Raw genomic sequence first — 15,515 nt, 5'->3', positions numbered from 1 at the left:
GGTCCCCCCACATGAGACAGAGATTGCTCGCCTTCGCCCGTCCCGTCGCGCGCGCCCTTCCGGCGCTTTTCGTCGGACTGGTCGCGATGTCCACATCCAGCCAGGCCGCACGCCCGGAACTCGGCGTCTGGTACAACGACAGCGGCGAGGGCGCCGTTGAGGTTTACATCTGCGCCGACAACGCGAACCGCCTCTGCGGCCGCATCGTCTGGCTCAAGGATCCCTTGAACGCCGAAGGCGTGCCGAAGCACGACCGCTACAATCCCAAGCCGGAAAATCAGGCGCGCCCGATTTGCGGTCTGCAGATCCTCGGCAACCTCGGCCTGATGAGCGACGGCGGGTTCGACGGCGGCTGGATCTACGATCCGAAAACCGGCAAGCAGTACAGCTCCGCCCTCGTGCTGGCCGCCAAGGATCAGTTGACCGTCACCGGCTATCTCGGCGTGAAGATGCTCGGCAAGTCGTTCGCCTGGCGTCGCGCACCGGCCGATCTGCCGCGCTGTGAAGGTGCCCCGCCGCCGGCCCAGTAAAAGGGCTGTCGCGGCCGGAGAATTCGCGCGCTGGCCGCAAGCGCCGATCAATGAAAAACAAAACCGGCCGGTACATTGCGTACCGGCCGGCTTTTTTATGCGCAAACGTTGAAACCGAGAACGGCGGGCGGCTTACTCAGCCACGCCCGAACCTTTCACAAGGCGCGAAACCGCGGCCTTTTCCTCGATGCCGCGCGTCAGGCGCTGAACGAACTCGACCGTGCGGTCGACGACGAGCGAGCGCTGACGGTCCAGCGTCACCATGTGATAGCTGTCGTCGAGCACCGTCACTTCGACCGTCCCGCCGAGCTTGCGCTGCAGCTTGAACGCGTTCGAAAGATCGCTCTGATCGTCGAAGCGCGGATGAAACACGCACGCGTGCTGCGTGATCTCGCCGAGCCTGCGGCGCACATCGCGCGCCAGCGCCTTGAATTCCCAAACCAGCCCGCCGCCGCGGCCGAACAGATCCTCGAGCGGACGTCCCTCGCTCTTGAAGCTGTCGATCACGAACTTGCGGATGCGCTCGTCCTTGATGCCGTAGGGCGCGCGCTGCTGCAGGCGCATGAGCGAGGCAACCCACTTGTGGTAGACGAGCTTGAAGAAGATGAAGTGCATCGGAATGGCCCAGCCGTTCGGCCAGATCGTGGGCGCAAACAGCAGCAGACCATCGACATCCTTTGCGCGCTCGCGGGCGAGCCGCAGCGCAAGCATCGAGCCCGCGGAAAGACCGCCGACGATGACGACGTCGCAATGCGCTTTGAGTTCGTCGTGCGCCTGTTCGAGCGCCGAATACCAATCCTGCCAGGACGACAGCCCAGACGTGTCCGTACCGCCGCCAAGTCCCGGAACGAGCGGGCAATAAACGGTGTGGCCGAGGCGAGCAATGCCCTGCGCCACGAACCTCAATTCGACGGGATTTCCGCCGAGGCTATGCACCAAAAGCACGCCCACGCGGCCGCCCGGAATAACCAAGCTGCCCCGAAAGGCATTGAATTTTTCTTTCTTATTCATGCAGTTAGGACTTACCCGCTGTGTGACCCGCCGAAAGGAAATAAAGCCGATTAATTGGGAGATGCCAAGCAGAGAGTTGCCATCTCATTAATCACGCATACGAAATGCAATCTTTAATTTCCTTCGAAGCAGCCCTTATTATCGTTGCGCCAGAAGAGTAATCGAAGTGTAGCTCCGTTAAGCAGCCCGTGAAGTTCCACACGGCACCGCCCGGTCTTAACCCCGGCCTTTACCATGTCGCTGGCGACGAGAATTGAATTCAAAGGTTTGAATTCGCCGCCTTTGGTCCGCGACCGCTCCGGCGGCTCGGCAGGTCGACCTTAAAGGCCCCGCCATCCCCGTCGGTCACTACCTGCAACTCCCGCACCAGGGTTGACTATGGGGCTATCGGTCGCAACGTTAAGTCGGCAAATTACATCTGCATTTGCAGTGTCACATTCGAGTGACTTCTCAACTTGCCGAGTAGGTGCCGACCAGTGGCGCGGCACCGGTTGGGGTGGTCGTCCCTCGGGATGGCGAAAATGTGACTGGGCATCGCAAGCGTAGGCTGATCATCGGTTGGCGGCGGGCCGAAAATCGAACGCGAATGGGTTTGGATTTTCTAATTTTTCTCGGCCGATTGAACGGCGCATCGGCCTATTTTTAGGGCGCCTGCCAGATTGCCGCACCCTGCCATTGTAGGAGCGCATATGGCACACGTTGCACGTTTGCATCCTCGTGCGTGGCCCCGGGGTGCCGCCCCCGTGGCTGCCTCACCGCAGAGGTGACGGCACGGCGACACAGCAAGACTTTCTGAAATGTCACTGTGCCCAAAAAGTCCAAGAGATTATAGTGAACGGAACCGGTGTTGGATCGGCGGCCGCAGTTCGCGGCCAGAGGGGGCAACCCGCCCGGAAAGCGGGGCAACCCGTCCGGAATACGGGGCTGCAGCCATGAGGACGTGGAGTTGTCGTTGACCGGGTATCTGCGTCCCGCCTGCACGGCGATCCTCGTATTGGCCATTGGCGCACGAGACGTCATCCCGGCGGCGTTCGCCGCCACACCCATGACGCGCGCCGACTATGAAGCCTGCCAGGCCGCCGACGAAGCCGGGTTTCGCCGCGCCATCGAGACCCTGTCCCTCAAAACCCTGCAGGAGGGGCTCAAGACCGTAGATTATCGCGCGCTCGTCGACGCACAGTGGCGCCGCCAGGGCATGGACGGCGTTCTCGCCAAGCGCGTCGACAAGGCGATCGAAGAGGTCCGCAGCGAAACGAGCTGGGCGGGCCTTGCCCAGACGCTCATCAATTCCGAGAAGGCCCAGGAGATCTCGACCGCCGTTGCCGAGCGCGTCTATCGCTCGGACGAGATGAAGACCGCCATCGAAAGCCTCGTCACGGGAGTGGGCAACGATGTCGGCCGCACGCTGGAGCTTGCGAGCACAGACGCCATCGCGCCCTCGCTCGAATGCCTGCGGGCGTTTCTCGGCGACCGCTACGGCTCGACAGTCACCGGCGTCGTATCGGCCGACGTCGAGCACGATTTCGGCGTCAAGGCGTCGGCTGGGCGCGCGCCGATCTCGTCGGGCGCGGTCGTCTCCCAATCCAGGGACGGCATAGCGGGCGCCGCCCTGCTGCTCGTGCGCCGCCAGCTCGCCAACATCGCCGCCCGCCTCGGCCAGCGCCTGGCCGGCAGCATCGTCGCGCGGCTGGTGTCGGTCGCCGCGGGAGGCGTCGGCCTCGTACTCGTTGCCAAGGACATCTGGGAGCTGCGCAATGGCGTACTGCCCATCATTGCCGACGAAATGAAGTCAGATGCAACGAAGGGCATGGTCAAGGACGAGATCGCGAAGTCGATCGGCGAGCAGATCGGCACGCACCTGAACGAGATCGCCGCCAAGTCGGCCGATCGCGTCATGGAAATCTGGCAGACGTTCCGCAAGGCGCATCAGGCCGCGCTCGAACTCGCCGCGAAGAATGACGCATTCCGCAAGTTCCTGGATACCGTGAAGCCCGAGCAGTTGGCGCGCCTCGACGAGGTCGTGGCCCTCGTGCTGGCCTCCGGCGGCGAGGCCGGCGTGCTGCAGCGGCTCGAAGACGGCACGCTCAACGAGGCCGTCCGCTTCCTGCCCGAAACGTCGATGACAATTGCGCGCGACACGCGTTCGCTCGATGCGGCGCTCGGCTGGCAGGCCTTGGCGGGCGAGCAGCTTCCCAAGGTGATCGAGCACGAGATCTATCGGCACGCCGACCCGCAAGGCTTCACGCGCCCGACGTTGGGCAAGCTGCTCGCCATCGAAGATCATGTCGCGATCACGCGGCTCGCGTCGCTGACGCCCGAAGCGCGCGACCGGCTGCTCGAGCTTCCCGCCATCGATCTCAAGCGTCTGGCCGCGAGCTTCTCCCAGGCCGAGCTGGACGCGCTCTCTCGCTACCTCGATGGGCTCGACCCTCAGACGCGCGGCCGCATCCTGGCCGCGCTGGCCGCCACGCCCGGCAAGATGCAGGACCTGGCCGGACCGCGCGTCCGCAACGCCGTTCTGGCCAGCCGGGATCAGGCCCGGGCCGTCGACATGCTGCTGCGCGACGGCAGCGGCGGCGCGACCGCCATCATCGAGGACGCGAAGGCCGCATGGGAGGGGCAGATCGCGCCGATCCTGATTTGGGAGAAGCATCCCGTTGTGGTCGCCGGTCTCGGCGTGGCGATGCTCTTTGTCCTGCTTCTCGTGCGTCGCCTCTTCCGCCCGCGCCGGCCACGCCACCCGGCCGGCCCCGCCCAAACGCCCGCCTGAGCGAAATGCCAGCGGGATGTTGCGGCCGGATCGCCCGCAATTGACGCGCCATGCCCTGCCCCATACGTTGCGCGCTCCATTGATTTGCCGCCAAACTCGAAGGCCTTCCCGATGTCCGACGCCGCAAGCGATTCAGTCCTCTCCGCCCTGGCGGACGCAAGGGCATGGCCCTTCGAGGAAGCGCGCCGTCTGATCAAGCGCATCGAGAAGCGCAAAGGCTTCGACGGGACCGTTCTGTTCGAGACCGGCTATGGCCCGTCGGGCCTGCCGCATATCGGAACGTTCGGCGAGGTCGCGCGCACGACGATGGTTCGCCGCGCATTCGAGGCGCTGACGGGCGGCCAGATCAAGACGCGGCTGCTCTGCTTCTCGGACGACATGGACGGCATGCGCAAGATCCCGGACAACGTCCCCGATCGCGCCGCGCTCGAGCCCTACCTGCAGATGCCGCTGACGGCGGTGCCCAATCCGTTCGGCGGCGACTATCCGAGCTTCGGTCATCACAACAACGCGATGCTCCGCCGCTTCCTCGATACCTTCGGGTTCGACTACGAGTTCGCGAGCGCCACCGAATTTTATAAGTCCGGCCGCTTCGACGAGGTGCTGCTGCGCGCCGCCGAGCGCTATCAGGCGATCATGGACGTGATGCTGCCGACCCTCGGCGCCGAGCGCCAGGCAACCTACAGTCCCTTCCTGCCCATCTCGCCGATCAGCGGCCGCGTGCTCTACGTGCCGATGAAGGAGGTGAACGCCAAGGACGGCACCGTCACCTTCGCCGACGAGGACGGCCGCGACGTGACGCTGCCGGTCACCGGCGGAAACGTGAAGCTGCAGTGGAAGCCGGATTTCGGCGCGCGCTGGGCCGCGTTGGGCGTTGATTTCGAGATGTTCGGCAAGGACCACCAGACCAACGCGCCGATCTACGACAAGATCTGTCAGGTTCTGGGCGGCACGCCCCCCGAGCACTATGTCTACGAGCTGTTCCTCGATGAGAACGGCGAGAAGATCTCGAAGTCCAAGGGCAATGGCCTCACGATCGACGAGTGGCTGACCTACGCCTCGCCGGAAAGCCTTGCGCTGTTCATGTTCCAGAAGCCCCGCAGCGCCAAGAAGCTCTATTTCGACGTCATTCCGCGCGCCGTCGACGAATACCTGCAGTTGCTCGCGGCCTATCCGTGGCAGGAAGGCAAGGCCAAGCTCGACAACGGCGTGTGGCACATCCATGGCGGCACCCCGCCCGCAACCGAGCTGCCGGTGACGTTCGCCCTGCTGCTCAATCTGGTGGCGGCTTCGAACGCCGAGGACAAGTCCGTGCTCTGGGGCTTCATCAAGCGGCACTTCCCGGGCACGAGCCCGGAAGCCTCGCCGTTGCTCGATCAACTCGCCGGCTACGCTGTGCGCTACTACACCGACTTCGTGAAGCCGAAGAAGCGCCATCGCGCCGCCGACGAGGTGGAACGGGCCGCCCTCACGGCCTTGTCGGACGCGCTCGCCAAGGCGCCATCCGGCGCGAGCGCCGAGGACCTGCAGGCGATCATCTACGACGTCGGCCGCGCCGTGCCGCGCTATCAGGATTTCGAGGCCAAGAACGCCACGCCCGAAAAGCCCGGCGTCTCGAATGCCTGGTTCAACAGCATCTACGAGATCCTGCTTGGCGAAAGCAAAGGGCCGCGTTTCGGCTCGTTCATCGCGCTCTATGGCGTAGCCGAGACGCGTGCGCTGATCGCGTCCGCCCTCAATGGCGAGCTGGTTGCGGCGGAAGAAAAGGCGTCGTAATCGACGGCGGCGCGCAGCCTAGGGCTTGATCTCCCATTCGCTGCACAGGACGCCGATCATCTCCTCGGTGCGCTCGACGATGCGTGCCGGCGACCAGACCGGGGTGTCGGCAAGCTGGCGCGATAGCACGCAATTCGAACGCGAGAGGATCTGCCGCTTCCTCTCCCAGTCGAGCGAGGCAGCCGCCTGGTTCTCGGCGGGCGACAGCAGCGCCAGATTGCCGAGCCGGTGAGAATACTGGTGGACGGCTCTCGCGTTCGGAAACGCATCGACCCAGCCGTTTTTCGCCGAATAGCTGCGCGGCAGCACATGCTCGAGCGTGAGCGTATTCTTTTCGATCGGCCCGGGATCCTGTCCGAGGTTGAGACAGATGCGCCGGAGCACGCGTCCGCAATAATGCTTCTGGTCGAACGTCGTGCTGCGCAGGTTGGCCAGCGCGGCAGTGCGCAGCGCGCCCGTCACGTCGAGCGCGCGCATCTTCACGACATCGTCGGTTCTGTCGATTTCGCCGAGCAGGTCGATGATCCGGTTGGACTGCTTCGTCGGATCGAAGCCCGCGATCTTCATCATCCAGACGAGCCGGTCGAGGCGCTTGAAGAACAGCGCCGTCTGCGCCTCGGCGCGCGGGCGCTGCAACCAGAGCAGCGCGGCGGGAACCCAGAGCTGAGGGTCGATCCAGCTCAGGCGCTCCGTGTGGGGGCGGATCGTCACGTCGGCCCCCCGTCGCAGATTGGCGAGCTGCTCCGCTGCCGGTTGAAGGCCGTTGCGTAGAAACGAAAGGCAGGCGCCGGGTTTGTTGAAGGCATAGCTTTCGGCGATGTCGCTTTCGATCGGCTTTCCGCTCATCTTGCGCTTTTTCAGCGTCCGCAAGTGTCCGAGCAGGGCGTGCATGTCCTCGGCGCCGATCGACGCCTCGCACGCACTCCAGATCGCCTGGCATTCGTTGCGCTCTTCGGGCCGCGCGATGGCGAACAGGTGGAATTTCGCCCGGTCCGCCTTGCTGAAATCGACCCGCGTCTCTTCCTCGGTCTTGAGGAAATGCCACGCTTCTTCGACATCCTCGACCGACGAGACGATGACGCAGCATCTCTCGGCCAGGTAGGTGACGAGCGCGTGGCGCATTTCCGGTGTGTAGTCGCTGGACGAGAGCTCCGCCTTGAGATGATCGCGGTTGTCGATCACGTTGCGCTCGGTCTCGGACAGGGTGTCGCGATCCTCGTCGAAGTCGAGAGACGTCGCGCCGGGCGCCTGCACGAAGCGTTCGCAGGTCAGCGCCATCGCGTCCTGCGGCGTGAGACGTAGCGTCTCGCCGCGAATGAAGCTGCTCAACAGCTCCTGCCGGCGGGGATCGCTTTCGAGGTCGCGCAGCACCGCAAACAGGATCGTGAGCGACATAACGCGCTGATGCCCGTCCACCAGGGCGGTTTCCGGCTCGCCCTTTTTTTTCGCAACCGAGAGTTTGCCGAGAAAGTAGCCGCGCTGTCCGTCGTCTCGCAGCATGGCCGCCACGATGTCGGTCAGCAGCCGTCCGATTTCGGCGGTCTGCCACGCATAGGCGCGCTGGAAGTAGGGGAGCTTGAACTGGTAAGCTTCCGAAAACAAAGTACCGAGCGTAACAACGCTGACTGAAATCCGTTCGTGCACGCTAGGGACGCCCTTGGCTTGGTCGCTCGTGGTAGATCGTGGCTTGGTCGTTCGAGTGTTGGTCGTTTCGAGTGTCGTTCGGTCGTGATCCTCCGGCCGGCGGTCGCATCGGGCGCCGCCACAATCAAACGCAGAGCGATGAGGCAGGGCATGAGACAAAATGCAGGGCGAGCGCACGCCCACGTCAGCGCTGAAAATCCACCGCGTAAAAAAGCTGTCGATCGAAGCGCCGAAAATTGCGCTTAGCCGAGCTCAGTGTATACGAAACGTATGCGTCGGCACGAGGATATAAATTCCCGATACGACGAAAGCGCATCGACATGTGTCGAACAAAACGCGACGGCCGGCAGAGAGTGAAACGGAATGCGCGCAGAGAAAATCGTGTTCAAGCTTGTAGCCCGCGAGGCCTGGGCCGAGGCGTGCCGGGACGGCGCGTTCAAGGGCTCGCCCGACGACGCGCGCGATGGCTACATTCATTTATCCGCGCCGCATCAGGTCCGTGCGACAGCGGAAAAGTACTATAGGGGGCGAGAGAACATCCTGCTGGTTGCGTTCGACGAGCAGGCGCTTCCCGGTTTGGTTTGGGAGCCCGCCCGCGGAGGCGATCTCTTCCCGCATCTCTATACGCCCTTGCCGACGGCGCTCGCGCTGTGGGAGAAGCCGGTGACGCTCGCGCCCGACGGCGCGCCGATCATCCCGCAGGACATGCTGGCGTGCTGAACGCGCTCTCAAATCTCGCCCGGCCCATGCTGCTCGCTTTCGAGCCGGAGGTGGCGCACGAGCTGACGCTGCGCGGCCTTGAGCTCGGCGTTTACCCTCGTCCGCCATCGGCCCCGGCCCGCTCGCTGGAGGTGGCGCTCTGGGGCATGGCGTTCCCAAATCCCTTAGGTATCGCGGCCGGTTTCGATAAGGACGCCCGCGTGCCGGATGCGGTGCTGGGGCTCGGATGTGGTTTCGCGGAAATTGGCACCACCACGCCGAAGGCGCAGCCGGGCAATCCCGCCCCGCGCGTGTTCAGGCTGCCGTCCGAGGGCGCGGTGATTAACCGCCTCGGCTTCAACAACGCAGGCCACGCGGCCGCGCTCGAGCGTCTTCGCGCGCGCCCCCGCCGCGGCATCGTCGGCATCAATATCGGCGCCAACAAGGACAGCGCCGACCGCATCGCGGACTACGTCGCGGGGCTCGATGCCTTCTACGACGTCGCCAGCTATTTCACGGTCAACATCTCGTCGCCCAACACACCGGGCCTGCGCGATCTCCAGTCGCCCGAGGCGCTGGAGGCGCTGCTGTCGCGCATCATGGCTGCGCGGGACGCCAAGATCGCGGAAGGACATCCGAGCCGACCCATCGTCGTCAAGCTCGCGCCCGACATCGCCGATGGCGACGTCGCCGAGATCGCCGCCGCGCTCATGGCCCATCGCGTCGACGGCATTGCCGTCTCGAATACCACTATCGCCCGTCCCGGCGTGTCCGGCCAAACGGCGGCTGAGGCGGGCGGATTGTCCGGCCGTCCGCTGTTTCATCGTGCCACGGTCATGCTCGCGCGGGTGTTCCGGGCGACAGAGGGCCGGGTGCCGCTGATCGGCATCGGCGGCATCGACAGCGGCGAAGCCGCGCTCGCCAAGATCGAGGCTGGAGCAATGCTGCTGCAGCTCTATACGGGGTTGATCTACGAGGGCCCGGGGCTGATCGCCCGCATCCACGCCCATCTCGCCAAAGCCTGCGCCGACCGAGGCGTCGCCTCCATCGGCCAGCTCACCGGCACGCGCGCCGACGAGTGGGCCGCCAGACCGCTGGATTAGGCGCGCCTACTCCGACTTCGACCGCGATGCGCCCGCGAGCCGCGCGATCAGCCAGATCGGCACCACCACCAGCGCGCCGAGCAGCATGTACTCGACGATCCACTCGATAGCCCCAAACCCGAGGTCGTAGATGTTGCGCAACAGCTCGTTGATGCGCTGGAAGAAATTGCCGAGGTCGATGCCGAGCGCCTTCATCACGATCCCGACCACGATCGAAATCAGCGCGAGGCGAAGCAGCACCCCGAACGGGTTTCCGCCGAAAATCGTGTTACGGTCCATGCAGTCGGGATCCATCAATTGCGGGTCGGCTCGAAGGGCCAGCTCTCGCGGTGAAAATCGAACGGCCAAAGCCCCTTTAACATAGGGGCCGTCCGGCCGCGAAGGAAGTCTGAGACGCGTGCGAGGCGTAAGGGAGAAGGCAAAACGGGTATCGGCCGATCCCAGGCGGCGCGCCGCACGGCGGCCCGCTGACGAGGCGGCGTCCCCGCGCGCCGTCGAGGCGGCGCTTCCGGCCCCGTTCGACGCCTGGTTTGCACGCCGGGGATGGAGCCCGCGCGCCCATCAGCTCGCCTTGCTGGCCAAGGCCGAGGAGCGGCGCTCGACGCTGCTGGTCGCGCCCACCGGCGCGGGCAAAACGCTCGCGGGCTTCCTGCCCACCCTCGTCGCCCTTGAAAAGCAGCCGCGCCGCCGGTCCAACGACGCCGGGAGCGGCCTCCACACGCTCTACATCTCGCCGCTGAAGGCGCTGGCCGAGGACATCGCCCGCAATCTCGTGGCCCCCATCACGGAAATGGGCCTGCGCGTCTCCATCGAGACCCGCTCCGGCGATACCAGCGTCGCCCGCCGCGCCCGCCAGCGCGCGCGCCCGCCCCACATCCTGCTGACGACGCCGGAGCAGATCGCCCTGATGCTGGCGAGCCCGGACGCGTCCTATGTCTTCGGTTCGCTCGACACCATCATTCTCGACGAGCTGCATGCCCTTGCGCCGTCGAAGCGCGGCGACCTGCTGTCGCTCGGACTGGCCCGACTTCACACCCTCTCTCCCGGCCTGATGACCATCGGCTTGTCGGCGACGGTCGCCCGCCCGAGCGAGCTCCTTAGCTACCTCATGCCGCAAACCCAGCCGGACGACCGGCGCACGATGGCCGACCTGGTGGTGGCGCGCGGCGGCGCCGCCCCGGTCATCGAGATCCTGGAAATCGAGGAGCCGGTGCCCTGGGGCGGCCACTCGGCCCGCTACGCCATGCACGAGATCTACCGCGCCATCGCCGCCCACCGCACGACGCTGGTGTTCGTCAACACGCGCATGCAGGCGGAGCTCGTGTTTCAGGAGCTGTGGAAGCTCAACGAGGCGTCTCTCCCCATCGCGCTCCATCACGGCTCGCTCGACAAGACGCGCCGCCAGAAGGTGGAGCAGGCCATGACGGAAGGCCGCCTGCGCGCCGTCGTCGCCACCTCCACCCTCGACCTCGGCATCGACTGGGGCGACGTCGATCTCGTGGTCAATGTCGGCGCGCCGAAGGGCGCCTCGCGGCTGACGCAGCGCATCGGCCGCGCCAACCATCGCCTCGACGATCCTTCAACCGCGTTGCTCGTTCCCGCCAACCGCTTCGAGGTGCTGGAGTGCCGCGCCGCGCTCGATGCCGCCAAGGCCGGTGAGCAGGACACGACCATTTCCAGGTCCGGCGCCCTCGACGTGCTCGCCCAGCACGTCATGGGCACGGCGTGCAACGGCCCGTTCGATCCGGATGCGCTGTATCGCGAGGTGCGCGCCGCGACGCCCTATGCCGGGCTCACGCGCAACCGCTTCGATCGCGTCGTCGATTTCGTCTCGACCGGCGGCTACGCCTTGAAGGCCTACGAGCGCTTCGCCCGCCTGCGCCCCACAGAGGACGGCAAGCTCCGTCTCTCGCACCCCTCCCTGGCGCGCCAGTACCGCATGAACGCGGGCACCATCGTCGAAGCGCCGATGATCAAGGTGCGCCTGGTTGGCCGGCGTCGCTCCCGCAAGCCGGGCGCGCCACGCCCGTTGGTCGGAGGGCGCGTGCTTGGCGAGGTGGAGGAATATTTCGTCGAGCAGTTGTCGCCCGGCATGACGTTCGTGTTCGCCGGCGAGGTGCTCCGCTTCGAGGGCATGGAGGAGACCGAAGCCTACGTCACCCGCGCGCCGGGCGCCGACGCCATGATCCCGAGCTACGCCGGCGGCAAGTTTCCGCTGTCGACGCATCTTGCCCGGCGCGTCCGCGCCATGCTGGCCGATCCGAAGCAGTGGTCGGGCCTGCCCACGCCCGTCGCGGAATGGCTGACGCTCCAGCAGCGCGTCTCCCAGCTTCCCGGCGTGGATGACGTGCTGATCGAGACGTTTCCGCGTCGCGGCCGGCATTTCATGCTCATCTATCCGTTCGAGGGCCGCCTTGCGCACCAGACGCTCGGCATGCTGCTCACCCGCCGCCTGGAACGCGCGGGCGCCCGTCCCCTCGGCTTTGTCGCCAACGACTACGGCCTTGCCGTCTGGGCGCTGGGCGATCTCGGCCAGCACATCGCGGATGGCACGCTGGACCTCGCGGACCTGTTCGCCCAGGACATGCTGGGCGACGATCTCGAATCCTGGCTGGCCGAGAGCGCCTTGATGCGCCGCACGTTTCGTACCGTGGCCGTCATTGCCGGGCTGATCGAGCGCCGCCATCCGGGGCTCGAGAAGAGCGGCCGTCAGATCACCTTCTCCACGGACCTGATTTACAATGTGCTCCGCCGCCACGATCCCGGCCATATTTTGCTCGAAGCGGCATGGGAGGACGCGGCAACAGGGCTATTGGATATTGTCCGGCTCGGCCAATTCCTGGCCCGCATCCGTGGGCGAATCAGGCATCAACCATTGGTGAGCGTGTCGCCGCTTTCTGTCCCGATCCTGCTCGAAATCGGAATTGAGCCGGTCGGCGGCGTGACGCGCGAGGATATTCTGCGGGATGCGGCCGCCGAGCTGATCGCGGACGCGACGCGGGCGGGGAACGGGGAGGCCACGTGAGAAGCGCGACACAGCGGCTCGAACTCAAGCCTGAGCGCCTCGACGTGGGCGAATTCAGCCGCCAGCCCCTTTCGATTGCGGGCCGCTCGTTTGTCGCCGACGTCTCGGGCGCGCTCTATTGGCCCGCCGAAGACGCGTTGATCGTCGCCGATCTCCATCTGGAAAAGGGCTCGTCCTTCGCCTCGCGAGGCATCCTGCTGCCGCCCTACGACACGGCGGCCACGCTGGAGCGCCTTGCCGCGACGCTCGATGCTTACTCCGCTTCTACCGTGATTTGCCTCGGCGACAGCTTCCACGATGTCGGAGCCGCCGACCGCATGAGCGTCCGCGATCGCGAAACGCTTGGCATCCTGCAGGAAGATCGCACCTGGATCTGGCTGAACGGCAATCATGATCCGAAGATCGCGTCCTGCTTCGGCGGCCGTGTGCTGTCGGAGATCACCGTTTCGGGCATCACGTTCCGCCATGAGCCGACGGCGAGCCCAGTGACGCACGAGGTCGCGGCCCATCTCCACCCGGCGGCGCGCGTTTCGTTCCACGGCCACGTCATCCGCCGTCCGTGCTTCGTCGCCAACGGCAACCGCCTCGTCATGCCGGCCTTCGGCACCTACGCGGGCGGTCTCAATGTGCTGGACGACGCCTTCGCGCCGCTGTTCGGCAACGACGGTCTGTCAGTTCTGGTCATGGGCCAGGAAGGCCTCTACCCGATTGCCGCCCGTCTTCTGAAAGAAGACTGAAGGAAAGAAGTCTTCTGAAAGAAGACTGACAAGTCACACTTTACTGCCCACTGCCCACTGCCCACTGCCCACCTTCACGCCGCATCTCGGCGCCGGAACACCGTCGACGCGATCAGTCCGGCCGCGACCGCAACGAACACCGCAAACAGCCCATAGAGCACCGGCTGGCGCATCGCGAAGCGGTAGAGCCACAACTCGATGCCCTCGCGCTCGAACTTCACGCGCGACGAAAACGTGCTGAGCAATTCCCCCTCGCGAAACAGATAGACGCGCGCCGTCAGCGGCCCGACCGGCACGTTGGCGGGCAGCGTGATGGAGCTGCGGAATAGGCTCTGGCCGATGAAGATGACGCCATAGTCCGCCTTGATATAGAGCCCTTCCTTCTGCTTGAGCCGGACGACCGCTTCCTTGAACGCCTTGAGGTCGCTCGCTTGCGTTTCGATGGCCGAGCGGGCGGCCGGCGCGAGGCGCACGAAATCGAGCCCGATGGCGTGGCGTTCGAGCAGGTCTTCGTCGGCGATCTCTTCGATCGGCCGCGTCGAGACGATGGCGTAGTAGCTCGGCGCTCCTTCGAACCCGACCGAAGTCGTGTTGACCCAGAGCCCCGCAACGTTCGACTTGCGGCGCGCCAGCAGCGGGGTCGCCATCGCTTCCAGCACGACGACGACGTCGTAGTAGCCCGCCTCCGCGCTGGTCTGGCGGCTGTTGACGACCGAGCCGAAGACCACGATTTCCGTACCCGTGAAGCCCGACGTGACGGCGATGGTGCGCGAGGAGACATCCGCCTCCACGCTTTCCTTGGGCGCGCCCGCAGGCGGCTTGCCCGGCAGCGGTTTGCGCGGGCGCTGGGCCAGTTCGATGTTGGGCGAGGCGGCTCGGGCGGGCGCGGCTTCACGCGACGTTGCTGAGGGCTCCGATGGCGCGGCGTGCGCCGGAGCCGCGACCGCGGCAAGAGCTGCAAAAACAACGGAGAGCGCGATCCAGCGACGGGTCATTCCGGAGCCCCCAGCGAGGTCGTGATGCTGAACAGCTCCGGCGGCGTGACGACGAGATCCCAGCCGATGCGGATGCAGACCAGTAGCACCAGCGCCGCAAGCAACAGCCGCAGTTGCTCGCCCTTGAGACGAGCGCCGGCCGCCGCGCCGTACTGCGCGCCTACGACGCCGCTGACGATCAGCAGCAGCGCCAGCACCACGTCGACGCTGTAGTTTTCCGACGCCTGCATCACCGTCGTCACGGCCGAGACGAACACGATCTGGAACAGCGACGTGCCCACCACGACATTGGTCGGCACGCGCAAGAGATAGATCATCGCGGGAACCATGATGAAGCCGCCGCCGGCCCCCATGATGGCGCCCAGGAAGCCTACGAACGCGCCGATCATCAGCGGCGGCAGTGCGCTGATGTAGAGCTTCGAGCGATGGAAGCGCATCTTGAACGGCAGCTTGTGGATCCAGGAATGCTGTCCCGGCTGACGCCGCGCCCGGGGCGCGCCGCTGCGCGCGGCCTGGATGGCGCTGGCGCTCTCGATCAGCATCAACGTGCCGATGACGCCGAGGAACGTCACGTAGGCGAGCGCCACGAACAGGTCGAACTGCCCCGCCATGCGCAGGATGCGCACCATTTTGACGCCGATGACCGAGCCCACGACGCCGCCTGCCAGCAGCACCACGCCCATCTTGATGTCGACGTTGTTGCGCCGGTACTGGGCGACCGCGCCGGATACTGAGGCCGCCACGATCTGCGCCGCCCCCGTGCCGACCGCAACCGCCGTCGGGATGCCGGAGAAAATCAAAAGCGGCGTCATGAGAAACCCGCCGCCGACGCCGAACAGCCCCGAGAGGAACCCCACCGCGCATCCCATGCCGAGAAACAGCAGCACGTTGGCGGACATCTCGGCGATCGGCAGGTAGATATGCATACTGTACGCTGAGACCCGTTTCGTCGCAGTGAGCGTCATAATGGGGAGCAGAACGAAAACCGCCACGGTGCGCGGCGGCGAAGCGGCCCCAGACCGAGCGGCGAAGCGGCCCGGAGGCAGAGCCGCTCTCGCGCCGCATCGTATTGAACCTTGTGGGCAAGTGCTAGAGCGCTTGCCGGACCGGCCGATCGGATTTTCGCCAAGCCGTGCGCCAAAACAACGGGATAGACGCGCGACCGGCGGGCGATCGGATTGGATCGCGCCGCCGGTGGCTCAAATCGTCGGACTGGTACGGAAGA

Annotated in this window: 12 protein-coding genes; 7 read left to right on the top strand and 5 right to left on the bottom strand. The window is 65.6% G+C overall.

The features are described from left to right. The first annotated feature begins 11 nt into the window (after positions 1-11). Entirely contained in the window at positions 12-530 is a 519-nt protein-coding gene (locus K2Y42_RS11710; RefSeq protein ID WP_291152536.1) for a DUF2147 domain-containing protein, read from the top strand. Between the two features lie 132 nt (positions 531-662). On the opposite strand, the gene K2Y42_RS11705 is transcribed toward K2Y42_RS11710, so the two are convergent. After that, on the bottom strand, positions 663-1,541 hold the full coding sequence (locus K2Y42_RS11705; protein ID WP_291152533.1) for an alpha/beta fold hydrolase: 879 nt from the start codon (positions 1,539-1,541) through the stop codon (positions 663-665). 952 nt (positions 1,542-2,493) lie between these two features. On the opposite strand from K2Y42_RS11705, the gene K2Y42_RS11700 reads away from it, so the two are divergent. Then, on the top strand, positions 2,494-4,311 hold the full coding sequence (locus K2Y42_RS11700; protein WP_291152530.1) for a hypothetical protein: 1,818 nt from the start codon (positions 2,494-2,496) through the stop codon (positions 4,309-4,311). A gap of 111 nt (positions 4,312-4,422) precedes the next feature. Beyond that, positions 4,423-6,087 carry a lysine--tRNA ligase gene (locus K2Y42_RS11695; protein ID WP_291152527.1) on the top strand — a complete coding sequence of 555 codons (1,665 nt, stop codon included), beginning with the start codon at positions 4,423-4,425 and terminating at the stop codon, positions 6,085-6,087. A gap of 18 nt (positions 6,088-6,105) precedes the next feature. On the opposite strand, the gene K2Y42_RS11690 is transcribed toward K2Y42_RS11695, so the two are convergent. Then, positions 6,106-7,731: a DUF262 domain-containing HNH endonuclease family protein gene (locus K2Y42_RS11690; protein ID WP_291152524.1), complete on the bottom strand. Its 1,626-nt coding sequence runs from the start codon at positions 7,729-7,731 to the stop codon at positions 6,106-6,108. Between the two features lie 363 nt (positions 7,732-8,094). Here K2Y42_RS11690 and K2Y42_RS11685 point away from each other — a divergent pair, with 363 nt between their 5' ends. Together K2Y42_RS11685 and K2Y42_RS11680 are read left to right on the top strand one after the other, a co-directional pair. After that, entirely contained in the window at positions 8,095-8,451 is a 357-nt protein-coding gene (locus K2Y42_RS11685) for a DUF952 domain-containing protein (RefSeq protein ID WP_291152521.1), read from the top strand. After that, positions 8,445-9,533 carry a quinone-dependent dihydroorotate dehydrogenase gene (locus tag K2Y42_RS11680; protein ID WP_291152519.1) on the top strand — a complete coding sequence of 363 codons (1,089 nt, stop codon included), beginning with the start codon at positions 8,445-8,447 and terminating at the stop codon, positions 9,531-9,533. The genes K2Y42_RS11685 and K2Y42_RS11680 overlap by 7 nt, the downstream gene beginning before the upstream one ends. Positions 9,534-9,539: 6 nt before the next feature. On the opposite strand, the gene K2Y42_RS11675 is transcribed toward K2Y42_RS11680, so the two are convergent. Beyond that, positions 9,540-9,812 (bottom strand): DUF6460 domain-containing protein, encoded by a 273-nt coding sequence (locus tag K2Y42_RS11675; RefSeq protein ID WP_291152517.1) that lies wholly within the window; start codon positions 9,810-9,812, stop codon positions 9,540-9,542. A 118-nt stretch (positions 9,813-9,930) separates the two neighbouring features. Here K2Y42_RS11675 and K2Y42_RS11670 point away from each other — a divergent pair, with 118 nt between their 5' ends. Beyond that, positions 9,931-12,558 (top strand): ligase-associated DNA damage response DEXH box helicase, encoded by a 2,628-nt coding sequence (locus K2Y42_RS11670; RefSeq protein WP_291152515.1) that lies wholly within the window; start codon positions 9,931-9,933, stop codon positions 12,556-12,558. Then, entirely contained in the window at positions 12,555-13,295 is a 741-nt protein-coding gene (pdeM, locus tag K2Y42_RS11665; RefSeq protein WP_291152514.1) for a ligase-associated DNA damage response endonuclease PdeM, read from the top strand. The genes K2Y42_RS11670 and pdeM overlap by 4 nt, the downstream gene beginning before the upstream one ends. Before the next feature lie 74 nt (positions 13,296-13,369). On the opposite strand, the gene K2Y42_RS11660 is transcribed toward pdeM, so the two are convergent. Both K2Y42_RS11660 and K2Y42_RS11655 read right to left on the bottom strand, forming a co-directional pair. Next, the gene (locus tag K2Y42_RS11660; RefSeq protein WP_291152513.1) at positions 13,370-14,290 is read right to left on the bottom strand and encodes a TIGR02186 family protein; all 921 of its coding nucleotides are present in this window, start codon (positions 14,288-14,290) and stop codon (positions 13,370-13,372) included. Next, a complete protein-coding gene (locus K2Y42_RS11655; protein WP_291152512.1) occupies positions 14,287-15,216 on the bottom strand; it encodes a sulfite exporter TauE/SafE family protein in 930 nt (309 codons plus the stop codon). The genes K2Y42_RS11660 and K2Y42_RS11655 overlap by 4 nt, the downstream gene beginning before the upstream one ends. Positions 15,217-15,515 lie beyond the last annotated feature (299 nt).

The organism is Hyphomicrobium sp. (assembly GCF_019744875.1).
Classification (GTDB): domain Bacteria; phylum Pseudomonadota; class Alphaproteobacteria; order Rhizobiales; family Hyphomicrobiaceae; genus Hyphomicrobium_C.
The sequence above is the reverse complement of the archived record's forward strand: the minus strand, read 5'-3'. Positions and strand labels throughout refer to the sequence as shown.